This window comes from Halovibrio variabilis (assembly GCF_007991175.1).
GTDB lineage: Bacteria > Pseudomonadota > Gammaproteobacteria > Pseudomonadales > Halomonadaceae > Vreelandella > Vreelandella variabilis.
This window is the reverse complement of the sequence record NZ_BJXV01000009.1, coordinates 1-18,008: the sequence shown is the minus strand read 5'-3', so window position 1 is coordinate 18,008 and position 18,008 is coordinate 1. Positions and strand designations below refer to the sequence as shown.

The 18,008-nt window shown below is 54.2% G+C and carries 15 protein-coding genes and 1 tRNA gene; 10 read left to right on the top strand and 6 right to left on the bottom strand.

Going from position 1 to position 18,008, the window contains the following annotated elements; genetic code table 11:
• The first annotated feature begins 141 nt into the window (after positions 1–141).
• On the top strand, positions 142–936 hold the full coding sequence (locus tag HVA01_RS08325) for an inositol monophosphatase family protein (RefSeq protein WP_146874792.1): 795 nt from the start codon (positions 142–144) through the stop codon (positions 934–936).
• A 101-nt stretch (positions 937–1,037) separates the two neighbouring features.
• Here HVA01_RS08325 and secF read toward each other — a convergent pair whose 3' ends face one another.
• The 6 genes from secF to HVA01_RS08295 form a co-directional block, all read right to left on the bottom strand.
• The gene (gene secF, locus HVA01_RS08320; RefSeq protein ID WP_146874790.1) at positions 1,038–1,964 is read right to left on the bottom strand and encodes a protein translocase subunit SecF; all 927 of its coding nucleotides are present in this window, start codon (positions 1,962–1,964) and stop codon (positions 1,038–1,040) included.
• A 33-nt stretch (positions 1,965–1,997) separates the two neighbouring features.
• A complete protein-coding gene (gene secD, locus HVA01_RS08315; protein WP_146874788.1) occupies positions 1,998–3,851 on the bottom strand; it encodes a protein translocase subunit SecD in 1,854 nt (617 codons plus the stop codon).
• A gap of 132 nt (positions 3,852–3,983) precedes the next feature.
• Positions 3,984–4,310, bottom strand: a complete 327-nt coding sequence (gene yajC / locus HVA01_RS08310) for a preprotein translocase subunit YajC (protein ID WP_146874786.1) — start codon at positions 4,308–4,310, stop codon at positions 3,984–3,986.
• Between the two features lie 163 nt (positions 4,311–4,473).
• The gene (gene tgt / locus HVA01_RS08305; protein ID WP_146875052.1) at positions 4,474–5,601 is read right to left on the bottom strand and encodes a tRNA guanosine(34) transglycosylase Tgt; all 1,128 of its coding nucleotides are present in this window, start codon (positions 5,599–5,601) and stop codon (positions 4,474–4,476) included.
• Between the two features lie 81 nt (positions 5,602–5,682).
• The gene (gene queA, locus HVA01_RS08300) at positions 5,683–6,714 is read right to left on the bottom strand and encodes a tRNA preQ1(34) S-adenosylmethionine ribosyltransferase-isomerase QueA (protein ID WP_146874784.1); all 1,032 of its coding nucleotides are present in this window, start codon (positions 6,712–6,714) and stop codon (positions 5,683–5,685) included.
• 105 nt (positions 6,715–6,819) lie between these two features.
• A complete protein-coding gene (locus HVA01_RS08295; protein WP_170243488.1) occupies positions 6,820–7,761 on the bottom strand; it encodes a LysR family transcriptional regulator in 942 nt (313 codons plus the stop codon).
• Between the two features lie 147 nt (positions 7,762–7,908).
• Between HVA01_RS08295 and HVA01_RS08290 the strand changes: the two genes are divergently transcribed.
• From HVA01_RS08290 to HVA01_RS08250, 9 genes are all read left to right on the top strand, one after another.
• On the top strand, positions 7,909–9,402 hold the full coding sequence (locus HVA01_RS08290; protein WP_146874780.1) for a M81 family metallopeptidase: 1,494 nt from the start codon (positions 7,909–7,911) through the stop codon (positions 9,400–9,402).
• A 57-nt stretch (positions 9,403–9,459) separates the two neighbouring features.
• On the top strand, positions 9,460–11,070 hold the full coding sequence (locus HVA01_RS08285) for an ABC transporter substrate-binding protein (RefSeq protein ID WP_218031544.1): 1,611 nt from the start codon (positions 9,460–9,462) through the stop codon (positions 11,068–11,070).
• Positions 11,071–11,167: 97 nt separating this feature from the next.
• Positions 11,168–12,109 (top strand): ABC transporter permease, encoded by a 942-nt coding sequence (locus HVA01_RS08280; RefSeq protein ID WP_146874778.1) that lies wholly within the window; start codon positions 11,168–11,170, stop codon positions 12,107–12,109.
• Entirely contained in the window at positions 12,109–13,002 is an 894-nt protein-coding gene (locus tag HVA01_RS08275; protein WP_146874776.1) for an ABC transporter permease, read from the top strand. The genes HVA01_RS08280 and HVA01_RS08275 overlap by 1 nt, the downstream gene beginning before the upstream one ends.
• Positions 12,999–14,672, top strand: coding sequence for an ABC transporter ATP-binding protein (locus HVA01_RS08270; RefSeq protein ID WP_218031543.1), 1,674 nt, complete (start codon positions 12,999–13,001; stop codon positions 14,670–14,672). Before HVA01_RS08275 ends, HVA01_RS08270 begins: the two co-directional genes overlap by 4 nt.
• A 32-nt stretch (positions 14,673–14,704) precedes the next feature.
• Positions 14,705–15,874, top strand: coding sequence for a M20 aminoacylase family protein (locus HVA01_RS08265; RefSeq protein WP_146874774.1), 1,170 nt, complete (start codon positions 14,705–14,707; stop codon positions 15,872–15,874).
• A gap of 75 nt (positions 15,875–15,949) precedes the next feature.
• A tRNA-Leu gene (locus HVA01_RS08260) sits at positions 15,950–16,036 on the top strand.
• A 246-nt stretch (positions 16,037–16,282) separates the two neighbouring features.
• Positions 16,283–16,588: an addiction module antidote protein gene (locus tag HVA01_RS08255; protein ID WP_146874773.1), complete on the top strand. Its 306-nt coding sequence runs from the start codon at positions 16,283–16,285 to the stop codon at positions 16,586–16,588.
• 139 nt (positions 16,589–16,727) lie between these two features.
• Positions 16,728–17,792, top strand: a complete 1,065-nt coding sequence (locus tag HVA01_RS08250; protein ID WP_146874771.1) for a hypothetical protein — start codon at positions 16,728–16,730, stop codon at positions 17,790–17,792.
• The last annotated feature ends 216 nt before the right edge of the window (positions 17,793–18,008 follow it).

Below are 18,008 nucleotides of genomic sequence, written 5' to 3'. Positions count from 1 at the left end.
GTAAAACGCGCAGTCTAGCATGAGTCGATGGCATGCCCGAGAGCGGTCTGCTAGAATTGCGCGCCAAAGGCGGCACCTACGCCTACTAATGCTCTATTATTAGCATCACGTTCTTTAACATCACTGTGACAAGGCCCAACCATGAATCCGATGGTCCAATTTACGTTGCGCGCAGCGCGCAGCGGTGTTGAACACTTCCTGCGCGTACGCGAACGCATTGAAAACGCTCACGATGAATTTAACCTTGACCGCCTGCTCGACGAGACGGCGCGCAAGGCCGAAGCGACGATTGTTCAGCAGTTGGAGCGCGGCTATCCCCAGCACGGTGTTATCGGCCGCTTTACCCCGCATCGAGCGGGCGAAGGCGAAGGCGCCGATATCGTCTGGAAAATCGAACCCATGCACGGTTACTCTAACTTAGCCGTCGCGGGTAAGGGCTTTGCACTCTCAGTGGTGTGTCTTATCAAAGGTCGCCCCGAGCACGCGGTCATCATCCCCCCCTTCGCCGACGACGAATATATCGCCAGCCGTGGTCGCGGCGCCCAGCATAATGACAAGCGTATGCGCGTTAGTAAGCCGACTGCCATCAGCGGCACGCGCATGGCCATGAGCCTGCCGGAAGCCTCGCTGCGTACCCGTCATCTGCCTGCCTACTTAACCATTACCCAGCAGTTAGCGCCGCAGGTAGAAACCCTGCTGGCCACCGGTAGCGGCCTGTTAGATCTGTGCGAATTGGCCTGCGGCCGCGTCGATAGCGCATTCGTGCTCGGCCTGGAAGAGCAGGAAATGCAGGTCGGCACGCTGTTTTTGAAAGAAGCGGGCGCCTTGATGGGGACCCCTGACGGTCAGCCGAGCGTGAAAGTGGAAGGCCAGCTAATGGCTGCCGGTCCGCGTCTTTACAAGGCGCTGATTAAGCAGCTGTCGCCGCACTTCTGATTAGCGCTGCCTAAGCCGTTTACGGCGAATAAAAAATGCCCCTGCTGGTTTCCCAGCAGGGGCATTTTTGTAGGCTTGATAAATAGGCGGTAAAGAGATCGTTAAGGCAGCTCTTCCTCTTCTTCGTCGAGCTCTTTCTTGGTGGGGATCAAATCTTCCCGCGAGAGTTTCAGCGGTAGCAACAACGCCGCGGCAATATAGACAGACGAGAACGTACCCACCACGATGCCGATTAACAGCGCAATGGCAAAGTTTTCAATCATATCGCCACCCAGCAGTAGCAGCGCGAGCAGTACCAGCAGAGTAGTGCCCGAGGTTGCCAGGGTGCGTGACAGCGTGGCGTTAATCGCTTCGTTGAAGATCTGCGGCATATCGTCGATCCGCGAGGTGCGGATTGCTTCACGAACGCGGTCATAAACCACGATAGTGTCGTTCAACGAGTAGCCGATCACCGCCAGAATGGCCGCCAGCACGGTGAGGTCGAAGTCGAGCTGAAACAGCGCGAACACGCCCACCACGATGATCACATCGTGCATTAATGCCAGCAGTGCACCAATCGCAAACTTGTACTGGAAGCGGAAAGCCACGTAAAGCATCACCACGCCCAGCGCTACCAACAGACCCAGCCCGCTCTGGTCGCGCAGTTGGTCACCGACTTGGGAGCCAACAAACTCAGAGCGCACAAGGTCGACGCTATCGCCACTGGAGCGCAGCAAGTTAACGACCTCGCCACCCACATCGGCGTCAAACGCCTGCTGCAGGCGGATCAGTACTTCGGTGGATGCGCCGAAGGTTTGCACCGAGACGTCTTGGAAGCCGTTCTCTTCGAGTAGAACACGAATGGCATCGAGTGAGGGCGCCGTGCCGTAGCGCACCTCAACCAATGTGCCGCCGGTAAAGTCCAGGCCCAGGTTGAGCTGCTGAAGCAAAATAGCGCCAATCGACACGATCAGTAGCACAGCAGAGGCGACAAACGCGATGTTGCGCCGCCCCATAAAGTCGATTTGCAGGTGTGATAGGGGTTTCATTACCACCTCTTAAGTTCTGGGCTAAGCACGTGGTTAGATCCACAGCTTTTTGACGGGTTTGCTGCCATAGGTCAAGTTGACCATGGCGCGTGTCACCATTAGCGCGGTGAACAGCGATGTCAAAATGCCGATAGAAAGCGTGACGGCAAACCCTTTCACCGGGCCGGTGCCAATCGAGAACAGGATAACGGCCACCAGCAGCGTGGTGATATTGGCGTCAACGATGGAGGTAAAGGCGCGCTCATAACCGGCTTTTATCGCCTGTTGAACCGACAGGCCGTTACGTAACTCTTCGCGTATTCGCTCGAAAATTAGCACGTTGGCGTCTACCGCCATGCCCAGCGTTAACACAATGCCAGCAATGCCCGGTAGCGTCAGGGTGGCGCCCAGCATCGACATCACCGCGACCAGCAGGGTCAGGTTGAGTGCCAAGGCAATGTTGGCAAACACACCAAACACTTTGTAACGCACCAGCATAAACAGCACGACCAGCAGCAGGCCAATTTGCACCGACAGCAGACCACGCTCAATGTTTTCAGCGCCCAGGCTGGGGCCAATGGTGCGCTCTTGCACGAAGTAGATGGGCGCCGCCAGGGAGCCAGAGCGCAGCAGCAGGGCAAGCTCCGCCGCTTCTGTTGGCGAGTCTAAACCGGTAATCCGAAAGCTGTTGCCCAGCGCACTTTGGATAGTGGCCAAGCTGATGATGCCGCGCTCAACATAGGTTTCACGCTCCATCGTCTCTTCGCCCGTTTCCGGGTCGACCACTGCCGTGTTTTCGCTCTTATGCTCGATGAACAACACTGCCATATTGCGACCAATATTGGTGCGCGTGGCGCGATTCATCAGCGTGCCGCCGGTCCCATCCAGGTCAATGTTGACCTGCGGGCGGCCGTTTTGGTCAAAGCTATTGCTCGCGTTCGAAACGCTGTCGCCGGTAATAATCACATCGCGCATTAGCTCGGCAGTTCGCGATGGCTGATTCCGAAACGTAAAGGTTTCCGTTTCGTTATTCGGCGCATCGGGGCGGGCTTCCAGGCGGAATTCCAGGTTGGCAGTGGCGCCCACAATGCGCTTGGCGGCCACGGTGTCCTGGATGCCCGGCAGTTCAACGACAATTTGGTTGGGGCCTTGGCGTTGGACCATAGGCTCTGCCACACCCAGCTCGTCGACCCGGTTGCGCAGCGTGGTCAAGTTCTGGTTAACCGCGTAGTCCTGGATTTCGTTAACCGATTGATCGCTAAGCGTCATTTCCAGCGTTGAAGCACGACCATCGCCTTCGCTGGTGTACTCAAACTCCGGGAAGTCGCGGCTAATCAGGCGGCGCGCCGTATCGCGGTCTTCGGCGCTGGCAAAGTCGATCGATAGCGAGCGTTCTTCGATATCGGTATTGCGGTAGCGAATGCGCTCATTGCGCAGCAGTTCGCGCATGGCGCTGGCGTTGACTTCCAGGCGCTGGGTCAGCGCGGCGTCCATGTCCACTTCGAGCAGGAAGTGCACGCCACCGCGCAAATCCAGGCCTAGCGTCATGGGTGAGGCAGAGAAGGCTTGTAGCCACTCAGGCGTTGCTTCGGCAAGATTGAGCGCCACGGTCGTGTCACCGTCGACTATGTCAGCGGCAATATCGCGTGCATCGAGCTGGTCGTCGTCATGACGAAGACGGATTAACCACTGGCCGTTGTTTTCTTCGATTGCTTTGATGTCAATGCCGTTCTCGATCAAAGCGTCTTCAACGCGTTCTATCTGGCGCGCACTTAGCGAGTCACCTTGAGCGTTGCTAATTTGGATAGCGGGATCTGCGGGGAATAGATTGGGAAGCGAGTAGATAAGGCCAACCACCAGGACGACCAGTATCAGCAGATACTTCCACAGGGGGTAACGGTTGAGCATGCAAGCCCTGCCTTCAATTACAAACGGAATGCTGTGCACGGACTCGCCGTGCACAGCAAAGTTCACCATCATTGATACCATGTCACCCCTGCCGGGGTGGCTGGCACTGGGTCGGCAGGGGCAACGCTAGGATTAGATGGACTTGATAGTGCCTTTAGGCAGTACGGCGGCAACGGCATTTTTCTGCACGTTAACTTCGGTGCCTTCAGAAATCTCGATGGTCAGAAACTCATCGTTGACTTTGGTGATGCGTCCCACCAAACCGCCGCCAATGACGATCTCATCGCCTTTATCCAGATTGGAGACCAACTGCTTGTGCTGCTTGGCGCGTTTGGCCTGCGGGCGCCAGAGCAGAAAGTAGAAAATCAGCACGAAGCCGACCAGCATGACAATTTGCGCGATGCCACCGCCAGCACCGGCGTCTTGGGCATGGGCTGGTGAGATAAAGAAATCCAGCATTGCAGAGAGCTCCTGAGTTAGAAAACGTCTTGTTTAGAGTGCGTATTTAGAATGCACGTATTTAAAATGCATAGTGGTCGAACAGTTTAAACCACGCGCCAGAGCGTGTGGCGATTAATTCGCTAGGGCCTGTCTGGTTTGTCTGAAAAGCCAGCGCACGCCGCTAGTTTTCAGGCAAAGCCAGGGGAGGCACCGGTAGGCCGCGCCGTGCATAAAAGCCTTCCACAAAGGTCGTCAATGTACCCGCTTCAATTGCCGCGCGCAAATCAGCCATCACCCGCTGGTAGTAGCGCAGATTGTGGATGGTATTGAGCATTGCGCCAAGCATTTCATTGCAACGGTCTAAATGGTGTAAATAACCCCGCGAGAAGTGCTGGCAGGTATGGCAATCGCAGCCTTCTTCCAGTGGCCGTGTATCGTAACGGTGCTTGGCGTTACGAATTTTGACCGTGCCTTCTGAGGTAAACAGGTGGCCGTTGCGGGCGTTACGGGTGGGCATGACGCAGTCAAACATATCCACACCCCGGCGAACCCCCTCGACCAGATCTTCGGGTTTGCCCACGCCCATTAAATAGCGCGGCTTGTCATCGGGCATCCAGGTGGGCAGGTAGTCGAGCACCTTGATCATTTCTTCTTTAGGCTCGCCGACGGAAAGCCCGCCGATCGCCAGGCCATCGAAGCCAATCTCTAACAGCCCTTTGAGCGAGCGTTCACGCAGCTCAGGGTGCATGCCACCCTGGATAATCCCAAACAGCGCAGAAGGTGATTCGCCGTGGGCATCCCGCGAGCGCTTGGCCCAGCGCAGCGACAGCTCCATGGACTTCTCAGCTTCCTCAAAGGTGGCCGGGTAGGGCGTGCACTCGTCAAAGATCATCACTACATCGGCGCCCAGCGAACGCTGCACCGCCATGGACTCTTCCGGGCCCATAAACACTTTGCTGCCATCCACCGGTGAGCGAAAGTGCACGCCCTGCTCGGTGATCTTACGCGTCTCGCCCAGGGAGAAGACCTGAAAGCCGCCGGAGTCGGTGAGTATGGGTTTATCCCACTGGGCGAAATCGTGCAGGTCGCCATGGGCTTCAATCACCTCGGTGCCGGGGCGCAGCCACAGGTGAAAGGTGTTGCCCAGGATGATCTCGGCGCCGATCTCTTTCACGGAGTCGGGCGTCATGCCTTTGACCGTGCCGTAGGTGCCCACCGGCATAAACGCTGGGGTCTCGACCGTGCCGCGGGGGAAGTGCAAGCGGCCTCGGCGCGCACGGCCATCTTCGGCCAGGCGCTCAAAGCGCATAAAACATTCGTTTCGCATATAAGGTAACTCGTTAAACTCGTTCGTGTGGCGCAGCTGTTGTAAAAGGGAGAGGGCAGAGAGCTAGCGGGTCAGCAGCATGGCATCGCCATAACTAAAAAATGCATAGCGTTCGGCCACTGCCCGTTGGTAGGCATGCATGATGGTCTCGTAGCCAGCAAAAGCAGACACCAGCATTAGCAGCGTCGATTCAGGCAAATGAAAGTTGGTAATTAAAGCATCCACACAGCGCCATTGGTAACCGGGATAAATGAAAATGTCGGTATCGCCACTGTAAGGCGCTATCTGTCCATCGCTGCTCTTTTGGCAGGCGCTTTCCAGGCAGCGTACGCTGGTGGTGCCGACCGCCACCACGCGCTTGCCCGCCGCTAGCGTCTCGCGCACCTGTTGGCAGGTGGCTTCGGTAACTTCAATCCATTCGCTGTGCATGTGGTGTTCAAGAATATTGTCGACGCGCACCGGCTGAAAGGTGCCCGCGCCGACATGCAGGGTCACAAAGGTGCGCTTGATACCTTTATCCGCCAGTGCATCCAGCAGTGGCTGATCAAAGTGCAGCCCTGCGGTCGGCGCCGCCACCGCGCCATCACGCCGCGCATACACGGTTTGATAACGTTCTCGGTCGCTGAGTTCGTCTTCGCGGGTAATATAGGGCGGCAGTGGCATATGGCCGTATTTTTCGAGCAGCGCGATCATTGGCGTTTCACCTAAAAAGCGCAGCTCAAACAGCGCATCACGCCGGCCTTCCACAATGGCGTGGACATCGCCCTCGAAAATCAGCTCGGTACCGGGCTTGGGCGATTTGCTCGAACGGATATGCGCTAAGCCACGGTGAGCATCCAGCGGGCGTTCAAGCAGCATCTCCACCTTGCCACCGCTGGCTTTATGGCCGTGCAGGCGCGCCGGAATCACCCGGGTATCGTTAAACACCAAGAGGTCGCCCGGCTCCAGAAGCTCGAGCAAATCGGGAAAGCGGCGATGTTCCAGCGCACCGCTTTGGCCATCCACGCACAGCAAACGGCAGTCGCTACGCTGCTCAGAAGGGTAGCGAGCAATTAGCTCGTCGGGTAACTGGTAATAGAAATCGGAGCGCTGCATGAGGTAGAAACGTTTCGCTAGTGGTAGAAGGTGCTGAGAGCGGCCCAGCAAAGAGGCGATAGGATACTCGACTACTCGCTTGAAGTCAGTCGTGTCGACGAAGTCTCATAGCGAGGTTCTGGCGAAAGGGTAAACGCTGCATATTTCTTCGATTAACCGGGAAGCAGCCAATGACAGTGGTCGGTGCTGACGCACAATAAGATGCGATTCAGCCTCAGCAAAGATGGGGTGAGCAATGCTTAGCGCTACTAGTTGGCCACGTGCGAGCTCATGTCTGAGGGCCACCGCCGGCATAAACGTTACCGCATGACCTGCCGATACGTACTGCTTCAGGGTCGCTAATGAATTGCTGACGAGGCTTGGCGTGAAGTGGCGTTTGTCGATGACCTCTACAGTGTCAACCAGTTGACGTAAACCATAGCCCTGGGAAATCAGCCCGAGCGGGTAGTGAAGAATATCATCAAGCGACAACGGTAAGGGAAGACGGTTAAGTGGATGGTCGGGGTGCATCACCGCGCATACGGGTTGGCACGCTGAGGCAATCGATTGAACGCCCGGTAGCAGGTGCGGCGAATAAGCGACCCCTAGGTGAGCATCTCCCTCCATCACCCGAGTAACTACCTGATTGACGCTCGCGTGGGTTACTTCAAAAAACAGCTGCGGATGTCGTTGGGAAAAAGTGTTGATGACTTCACTCATCAAGGTGGCGCTGTAGCCTTCACTAATCGCTAGACGTAGCGTGCCTCTACTGAGGTTGTCTAGCTCCGAAAAATCACTTAACAGAGCTGTTTCCGCTGCTTGGCGCTCGCGCTGAAAATCCAGCAGCAACTCCCCCGCTTCAGTGGCGCGCACCCCACGCCCATGACGTTCCAGCAATTTTACGCCGAGCTCGGCTTCCAAACGGGCAATTTGACGACTGATCACGGATGGTTCGATGTCGAGTTTATCGGCTGCCCGGCGTATGGAGCCTTGTGTAATGGCTTCAAAGGCATAGCGCATTCGACGCGAATTAAATCCTTCCTTACTTGATAAGAGACGCTGTGACATGCCTGCTTCCATTTAATTTTCCGAGTGTTGCTCAATGGGCAACGTTTTAATGATGCATCGGTCATTGCATGTCTGTCTATGCCACGCCTAGAGTGAAAAACATGATGCTGCTGCACTGCGTCATATACCTAAGTCTAGGAGTGGTGCATGAATATCTTGATCGCAGGTTTTCAGCATGAAACCAATACCTTCGCGCCTACCAGGGCGGGCTACTCAAGCTTTGTTCAGGGGGGAGGGTTCCCTGCTCTATGTCGAGCCGATGAGATATTTAAGTTAGAAAAAGTAAATATACCGATTGGAGGGTTTATCACTGCTGCCTTAGCCGATGGGCATCAGGTTTTCCCGGTGATATGGGCAGCAGCAAGCCCTTCGGCGCATGTGACTCAGGAGGCCTTCGAGCGTATTTCCGGTGAAATAACGGCTGCTGCCGCATCAGACAGTTTTGACGCTATTTATCTCGATTTGCACGGGGCGATGGTTTGCGAACATCTTGCAGATGGCGAAGGTGAATTACTCGCTAGATTGCGTAAGATCGTCGGCAGTGAGATGCCAATAGTGGCTAGCCTTGACCTTCACGCTAATGTTACCCAGCGCATGCTTGAAGCCGCTTCGGGCCTAGTGGCCTTTCGCACTTATCCGCATGTGGATATGGCTGAAACGGGCGCCCTCACAATGGGACTGCTCAAACGCATCTTCGATGGCGAGCAATTACACCTCGTGTCGCGGCGAATTCCTTTCCTTATTCCTATCTCCGCTGGTAGCACCTTTCTTGAACCCGCCCAGGGTGTCTATCACGGGCTTGTCGAGCATGACCGGTGCAGTAACGGCATTTGCTCATTCGCCGCTGGCTTCCCTGCGGCCGACTTTGCTGAATGCGGGCCAGTAGTGTGGGGGCACGGGCCTGACCGCGAGCTATTACAGACTGAAGTGGCAAGGCTTGCTGACGAAATCGTCACTCTTGAACCCCATTGGCAAGTCCCTTTCCTGACGCCTAAAGAGGCTGTTGCTGAAGCGATGCGGCTTGCGAGTGGTGAAAGCAAGCCAGTGGTTATCGCCGATACCCAGGACAACCCAGGTGCCGGGGGAGATGCAACCACCACCGGTATGTTGCGTGCGCTGATTGAAGCGGATGCCCAAAACGCCGCCTTGGGGTTGATCTGTGATCCGGAGGCGGCTGCCAAAGCACACGCTGCGGGTGTGGGTGCGCATCTCTTTTTAGCATTGGGGGGCGAGCCTAGTGTTGGCGATGCGCCAGTAGAGGCAGAGTTTGAGGTGGTTCGGCTGAGCGATGGACGCTGTCGGTACGACGGCCCAATGATGCACGGCAATCAAGTAGACCTAGGTCCCAGCGCGCAGCTAAGAGTCGATGGTGTCGTGATCCTGGTGACCAGTCGCAAGACGCAATTGCTGGATCGCAACCTGCTGCGCATGGTGGGTATTGAGCCTGAGCTGAAGAAGATTTTAGTGCTCAAAAGCTCGGTGCATTTCCGTGCCGATTTTCAACCTATCGCCTCAGCCATCTTGATTGCTAAATCGCCTGGCCCGATGGCGGCTGACCCTAGTGAGCTGCCCTGGCGCTACTTAGCGCCGGGTATCCGCACGCGTCCTATGGGGGAGTCTTTTGTTTCTCCTGTGCAGTGAACGCTGTCCTTATTGACCACGTTGCGTGGTTTCACCCAAAAGAAAAGAGGTATCGCGATGCAACCCAAGGTAGTGATGAAATCGACTTCTATTACCGCTCGTACCCTGCTCAGTGCCACGCTGCTTGGTCTTGGCGCTTTATCGTTTTCCGCCGAGAGTCAGGCGCAGACTGTCAATGCGGTGATGCACTCAGGAGTAAGGATTATCGACCCCATTCTGACCACCGCACACATCACCCGCAATCATGGCTATATGGTTTTCGATACCCTTCTGGGCATGAATGAGGAGTTCCAACCACAGCCGCAGATGGCCGATTGGGAAATCTCTGACGATGGCATGGTGTACACCTTTACGCTGCGCGACGGGCTTACCTGGCACGATGGCGAGGCGGTCACCGCTGCCGACTGTGTTGCCTCTCTTGAGCGCTGGGCAAAACGCGACTCCGGTGGTTTGATGTTGATGAACCATGTCGAATCGCTTGAAGCCAGCGACGAACGTACCATCACCCTTACCTTATCTTCACCGTTTAGCTATGTACTTGAGCTGCTTGCCAAGCCCTCCTCCGTACCCGCATTCATGATGCCCGAGCGTCTGGCGAGCACAAGTCCTGAAGAGGCAATTCCTGAGCAGATCGGTTCTGGCCCTTTCCGTTTTGTTGCTGACGAATTCCAGCCCGGTAATCGGGTTGTATATACCAAGTTCGAGGAGTACGTGCCGCGTGATGAGCCGCCAAGTTGGACGGCGGGCGGCAAGGTGGTCAATGTTGACCGAGTCGAGTGGATCACCATGCCCGACCAACAAACGGCTATTAACGCCTTGGGCAGTGGAGATATCGATTTCATCGAGCAGGTGCCGCTTGATCTGGCGCCGCTGCTTGAAACCAATGACGACTTAATCCTTGGGACACTTAGCGAGATGGGCAGCCAGACCATGGGGCGGATGAACTTCCTCTACCCGCCCTTTGATGATGTGCGCATTCGTCAGGCGGCGATGCTGGCGATGAATCAAGAGGATGTGCTTGCTGCCTTGGTTGGCAATGCTGATTACTACGAAACATGTGGCTCTTTCTTCGGTTGCACGACACCGTTAGGCAGTGATGCTGGCACCGATACCTGGATGGCCACAGGCGATCTTGAGCGAGCCCGCGAGTTGCTAGAAGAGGCCGGTTATGATGGTACTCCGGTCGTCATGCTACAGCCTACTGATGTGGCAACGGTCTCTCCCCAGCCAGTGGTGGCTGCTCAAGCGCTGCGTCAGGCCGGTTTTAATGTCGAAATGCAGCCGATGGACTGGCAGACGCTGGTGACGCGCCGTGCCAGCCAGAATGATCCCGCGGATGGAGGTTGGAACATGTTCTTTACCAACTGGATTATCCCGGAAGTGTGGAATCCTATCGTCAACCCGATGCTCAACGCCCAAGGGCGAGAGGGTAGTTTCTTCGGCTGGCCCAAGGATGAAGAACTGGAAGCTATGCGCCTGGACTTCGCCATGGCTGAGAGTGACGAAGAACGGGAACGTATAGCAGAGGTGATCCAAGTCCATGCGCTTGAGCAAGTTATTTATGTGCCGTTAGGCGACTATCGCTCGGTCTCTTCCTGGACCAACCAGCTCGATGGCGTGCTCAAGGGCCCCGTGCCCGTGTTCTGGAATCTGACTAAGAGCGAATAAGGTTTTGCCAGTGCGTGGGTCGCAACGTTAGTCATTAAGCCGTCGCACTGGCCTTGTTATTCGACCATGCCTATCCACAACTCATAGCAGGCACCGCATGTTCGCTTACTTTATTCGCCGTATTTTAGCGTCGATCCCCGTTATGCTCGTGGTAGCGCTGTTTGTCTTTCTGCTACTGCGCCTCTCGCCAGGGGATCCGGCAGCCATTATTGCTGGGGATATGGCGAGCCCCACTCAACTCGCTAATATTCGCGCTGCATTAGGGCTCGACCAGCCGCTGCATATCCAGTTCTTCGTTTGGCTTGGCGAGCTGGTGCGCGGCAATTTCGGCACATCGCTTATCTCACAGACCCCTGTGCTAACCATGATCGGGCAGCGTCTTGAACCAACTGGAAGTCTAGCGGTGGTAGCGATGCTGTTTACTGTGATTATCGCGATTCCGCTCGGGGTGATCGCCGCGTGGTGCCATGGGCGGTTTCTCGACAAACTAGTGATGTCGGCCTCAGTGGTGGGCTTTTCGGTGCCGGTATTTGTGATTGGCTATTTATTGATTCAGTTGTTCGCCCTTGAGCTGGGCTGGCTGCCGGTGCAGGGCTTTCGAAGTCTCAGTGAGGGAATTGCTCCTTTCGCCAGCCGCATCGTGCTGCCAGCGCTAACGCTCTCTTCGATCTATATCGCGCTGATCGCGCGCATGACTCGCGCCAGTATGCTTGAGGTGCTCGACGAGGATTATATCCGTACCGCCCGCGCCAAAGGACTTCCCGAGCGTGCAGTTCTCTTCCGCCATGCGTTGCGTAATGCAGCGGTACCGATCCTAACCGTTATTGGTACTGGCTTTGCCCTGATGATTTCTGGCGTTGTGGTCACCGAAAGTGTCTTCAATATTCCTGGTTTAGGGCGGCTGATTGTGGACGCCGTGCTGGCCCGCGACTACCCGGTGATTCAGGCGTTGATTCTGCTCACTGCCGGGCTCTACGTGATTATCAATCTACTGATCGACCTCTCCTACGCGATCACCGACCCGAGGATTCGCTACTGATGCATGCCTCGCACTCTCACTTGACCCTAGCCCCCGAAGGGCGCGGCGTTAGTCGCCTATTGTCGCGGTTAAGCCAGACTCGCCCAAGAGGGGTTACCCTTGCCGCAGGCGTTGTGCTGACCTTGATTATCTCAGTGGCCCTGTTTGCTCCCTGGCTAGCGAACCATGATCCGCTAGCATTATCTCCTGCTGATCGCCTGAAACCCATGGGTAGTGAATTCTGGCTTGGCACTGACCCTTATGGACGCGATCTCTACTCGCGGATTGTCTACGGCGCCCGCGTGTCGCTGACTGTGGGGCTCGGTGTGGCCGTGACGAGTGTGGCTATAGGCTTACCGCTAGGCTTGTTGGCGGGTTACTTCCGTACTCTTGACGCTGTACTCATGCGAATCATGGATGGATTAATGGCGATCCCCGGCATCCTACTGGCAATTGCCATCGTCTCACTCACCAGCGCTTCCCTGTGGACAGTGATGATCGCGATTATGGTTCCCGAGATTCCCCAAGTGGTACGCCTGGTTCGCTCTCGAGTGCTGGCGACTCGCGAAGAGGCGTTTGTAGAGGCCGCGATATTAATGGGGACCTCCACCCCTCGGCTGCTGTGGCGACACCTGATGCCGAGTACTTTAGCGCCATTAATAGTGCAGGGTACCTATATCTGCGCTTCGGCCATTCTCACTGAAGCCATCCTCTCATTTCTGGGCGCGGGGATCGGTACTGAGACACCTTCATGGGGCAATATCATGTCCGAAGGTCGGGTCTACTTTCAGCTTAAGCCTTCACTTATCTTCTGGGCCGGGTTGCTGCTCTCAGCCTGCATCCTGTCGATTAACCTGCTCGGAGATAGTGCCCGCGACGCACTTGATCCAAAAATGAAACGGAGGATGTCATGATGACCGACGCTCCGATACTTGAGGTTGAAGAGCTGGTCGTTGAGACCAGTGGGCGTAAGCCTTCGCGCATTCTGGATGCTATCTCATTCACCATTAACGCTGGCGAGACGCTGTGCTTGGTGGGGGAGAGCGGTTCCGGCAAGTCGGTCACTTCACTGGCCACCATGGGACTGCTGCCCCCCGGAGCACTAGTGGCGCAAAGTGGGTGTATCCGGCTTGCAGGTGAAGATGTACTCACTGCCACTCCGGCAAAGCTACTCTCCCTGCGAGGGCGGCATATGGCGATGATCTTTCAGGAGCCGATGACCGCGCTCAACCCGGTACTGAGTGTTGGGCGCCAACTTGACGAAGTACTGTGTCAGCACACCTCGCAAACAGGCCCGCAGCGACGCGCCCGAGTCCTCGAAGTGTTTGAACAGGTTCATCTTCCTGACGTTGAACGCATCTATGCCAGTTACCCGCATCAGCTCTCTGGCGGCCAGCGCCAGCGCATCATGATTGCCATGGCGCTGTTGCTTAAGCCTCAGTTGCTGATTGCCGACGAACCTACCACCGCATTGGATGTAACTACCCAGCACCAGATTTTGGCGTTGATTAAACAGCTCCAGCGCGAGCATGGCACCGCGGTGCTATTTATCACTCACGATATGGGCGTGGTGGTGGATATCGCTGACCGTGTATGCGTCATGCATCATGGCCAGCTGGTGGAAAGTGGCCCTGTCGACCAGGTGCTGGGTAGCCCTCAAGAGGCTTACACCCAACGCCTGCTTGCCGCCGTGCCTAGCCTGTTGCCACGCCCGCCGCGGGAGGCCACCAGCAATAAAACCGTGCTGGAAGTGCAGTCGCTTGAAAAAGTGTTTAACGCTAACCAAGGCGTGTTGCGCTGGCTGCGTAAGCCCGTAACGCCAACCCGCGCTGTGGATGATGTCAGCTTTGTGCTCAAACGCGGGCGAACGTTAGGTGTTGTCGGGGAATCGGGCTCCGGCAAGTCGACGCTGGCGCGCTGCGTGATGCGACTTATTACCCCAACAGGCGGCAATATCAGGGTCAGCGGTAAGCAGATTACTGAGCTGCCTAAATCGATGCTCAAGCCGCACCGCAAGCGCATCCAGATGATCTTTCAGGATCCCAATCGCTCGCTAAACCCGCGTATGACGGTGGGGCAGAGCCTAATTGAAGGGCCGACCAACTACGGAACGTCGCGCCGCGAGGCCCTGGCTCGCGGGCGCGAGCTGCTCGAATTGGTAGGGCTACCGGTTGATGCCATTGACCGCTACCCTCACCAGTTTTCCGGTGGTCAGCGCCAACGTATCGCTATTGCCCGGGCATTGGCCATGGAGCCCGAGGTAATCGTCGCCGATGAGGCAGTCTCCGCTCTGGATGTTTCGGTGCAAGCCCAGGTGCTCACGCTACTCCACGAAATCCAGCTTAGGCTGGGTATTGCCGTGCTGTTTATTACCCACGATCTGCGCGTGGCTGCGCAAATTTGCGACGACGTGCTGGTAATGCAACGAGGGCGATTGATCGAGTATGGCCCCGCAGCACAGGTGCTTGGCCAACCAGAGGCTGAGTACACGCGGCAACTAATGGAAGCGGCACCGGGGCGTGGCTGGGATTTCGCCGCCGGCGCGCCGGTCAAGCCAAGGTTCAGCCCAGTCGAGGCACACTAATAATGATGGTTTCATCCCACATGGAGAACACGATGACTACGATTGCTCGTATAGAAGAGTACGGCGATGATTTACGCGCTATCCGCCATGATCTGCACGCCCACCCTGAAATTGGCTTTGAAGAGCAGCGAACTTCCTCAATCGTTGCTCAACTGCTCAAGCAGTATGGTGTTGATGAAGTTCACACTGGGATCGCCACCACGGGGGTGGTTGGATTAATTCACGGCCGTCTTGGCCAGGGTAAGCGAGTTGGGTTACGTGCTGACATGGATGCACTGCCTATGGAGGAAGAGAGTGGGCTCTCGTTTAGCTCACAAACGCCTGGACGTTTTCATGGTTGTGGTCACGATGGGCATACCACCATGTTGCTGGGCACCGCCCGCTATCTTGCTGAGACCCGCAACTTTGCTGGCACCGTCGTGCTGATTTTTCAGCCAGCGGAGGAGGGCCTGGGAGGTGCCCGCCAAATGATTGCAGAGGGGCTTTTTGAGCGCTTTCCTTGTGATGAAATCTATGGGCTTCACAATTCACCTTTGCATGGCCCCGGCGAAGTGGCGCTTTGTGCAGGTCCTGCGATGGCGGGTGCTGATTTCTTTGATATCACCGTGACCGGGCGCGGAAGCCACGGGGCAATGCCACACTATTCCCGCGACCCTGTGGTCGTTAGCGGCGCACTGATTCAAGCACTTCAGAGTATCGTGAGCCGGAATATCAATCCCCACGACCCCGTAGTGCTCTCAATCACCCAGGTGCATTCTGGTTCGGCCTATAACGTTATTCCCCAGACGGCCACCCTTGCAGGCACTGTAAGAACCTTTTCTGACAGCGTTCGGGAGCAAACCCGTGAGCGTATGCGGACGCTGGTTGCTGGCGTCGCCGCGAGTTATGAGGTCGGTATTGACATCGACATTCGCGATGTTTTCAGCGTGCTGGAGAACGCGCCCATGCAAACGGAGTTGCTCGCCGATGCCGCCCGGGAAGTCGTTGGTGAAGCTAATGTAAACACCGATAACAAGCCATTAATGGGCAGTGAAGATTTTGCGGATATGCTGAAGGTAGTGCCAGGCGCCTACTGCTGGGTGGGACACAGTGGCAATGTCCCAGTGCATAATCCGGCTTTCGTGCTTGGCGACGATATTCTGCCGATTGGTGCCAGCCTATTTTCACGCCTGATCGAACGGCGACTCTCCCCCCAGCACTGAATGCTTACGGATGTGTCTGATTACAGCACGCTTTTATTGACCTTAAGAGCGAGGTCTGTATAATGTGCAACCATTGCCGGTATGGCGGAATTGGTAGACGCAGCGGATTCAAAATCCGCCGCCTTTACGGGTGTGCCAGTTCGAGTCTGGCTACCGGCACCATGTTTAAAATCAGGCACCTAGGTGCCTTTTTTTGTGCCTGTAATTTGAGTTTTTCCCTACCAAATATCTGAATCTGTCCACTTTTTGTCCACCTCAATTTTTGGGGCGTACTTTATAGCGTTGACTAGCTATGCTTAGTTTTAGCTGCAGTGCTGTAGCTTCTAGGCTACTATTTTTGTTCAGCTGTGTTTGTGCGAGACAGGCTGCCTATCACCTAGCTCATTCTCACAACATGAGGGTGAAGAAATGAATAGCCATGATGATGCTGTAATTACCATGCTTCGTGAAGATCCTGATATGGCAATAGATTATTTACGCACCGCTTTTGATGAGTTGGATGAGGAAGGCGGGGAAACGGCCTTTCTAATGGCGCTTCGCCATGTGGTGGAGGCCCAGGGTGGAATGGCTGTAGTTGCTGAACGGGCCAAGCTATCAAGAGAGAGCCTGTACCGAGCGTTATCGCCTAAGGGTAACCCTACCTTGCGCACGATGACCGCGGTCATCAAAGCCACTGGCGTACACTTTCAAGACTTAACCCGGCAGGTTTCGTGAGCGGATCACTTAGAACCCTGAGATAGAAAGGGCACGCCGCGAATTGAAGCAAACAGGGACGGGTGCTAGCAGCACAAAAAGTTGTGGATAGATAGTATTCAGTGGGTATTGCGGATAAATATATTTTTGGGATCGTCTAATGAGTAGTGAAGAATTCAATTTTGATAAATATTTGGAAAAAATACGATTAGATATAGTGGGAGGAAAAGATAGTTTTATTGCACACTCAAGCGATAAGGAAGAAAGTCTTATTTTTGTGGATAACTCTTTAGAGTGTATCAGTGTTGCAAAAGAAAGCCTTGTGCCACATTTGGTTGCGTATAACAAAAACCCTTTTTGGGTCGCTTTTGTTAATGATTGGAAACCAAGTTTTGATATTGTTGGAAGTTATAAAGAAAATTTTTTAAAACTAGCGGCAATTATGCAAATAATTGTTGAAGAAGTTAGGATAAACGGAAGAACTTCAAGTGTCATGAGGGTGGTATATAATAACATTGAAGAGATTTCGTCTTTAAGTTCTGATGATGAGAAACATCTTTTTTTTAGTTGTTTAAGTGCATATGAAAGGTTTGATAAATCATCAGTGTTATTTTGGAGGTTAGAAAATAAATTTGAAGAAATTAATGAAGATTATGTGAATATTAAGTTTAAAGAGGTTGAGGATAATACAAAAGCTTTAAATGATTCTTTGCAAAAGCAGTCTAGAAAGTTTAGAGAGAGGATTGCTGAAATAGATCATATTTTAGAAGCAATGAAAGGAAAGGCTGGTTTTCTTTCATTATATGCTGGCTTTGATAAGTATGCTACTCAAATAAATAAGAAGATTAGTTGGTTGCGAGTGGAAAGAGCTTTATGGGTGTTTTCGATTTTGGCCACTATTCTTTTAGGGCTTTATTACATGCTAAGCAATGAAGTGGATTGGTTCTCATTAACTCCGTTGGTGGGTTTGATTTTGTTTTTTTCTATGTTGCTAAGAGTGAACTTAAAGAAAACGGATCAATATGAACAAATTATGTCAAAAGTTGAGCATAAACTGGCTGTGTCTACTTTTTATCAAAGCGAGTTAAATAAGCTGGAAGGTAAAGAAAAAGTTAACGAAGAATATTATAAATTTCTATTTTCAGATATTGAGACAACAGAATGGAATACACCTGATATCGCTAGCGATATTGCAAAGATATTTAAAAGCTATAATAGCAGATAAATTTCATCTTCCCAAATAACCAGAAGCTTCATTATTGCAGATTCTTACCGAACGCCGGTCGTACTGAAAGCAGTTGGTGCCGTTCTAGTAGAGGTTGGCGGCATACGCTTCAAACATAAGCGTGTGAGATTTTCTTTTCACTCATGCCGGGAATGACGACTTCCCTTGCAGCTACTTTGACCTCAGTATTATGGCGTTCAGTGCTTGATTGAATGG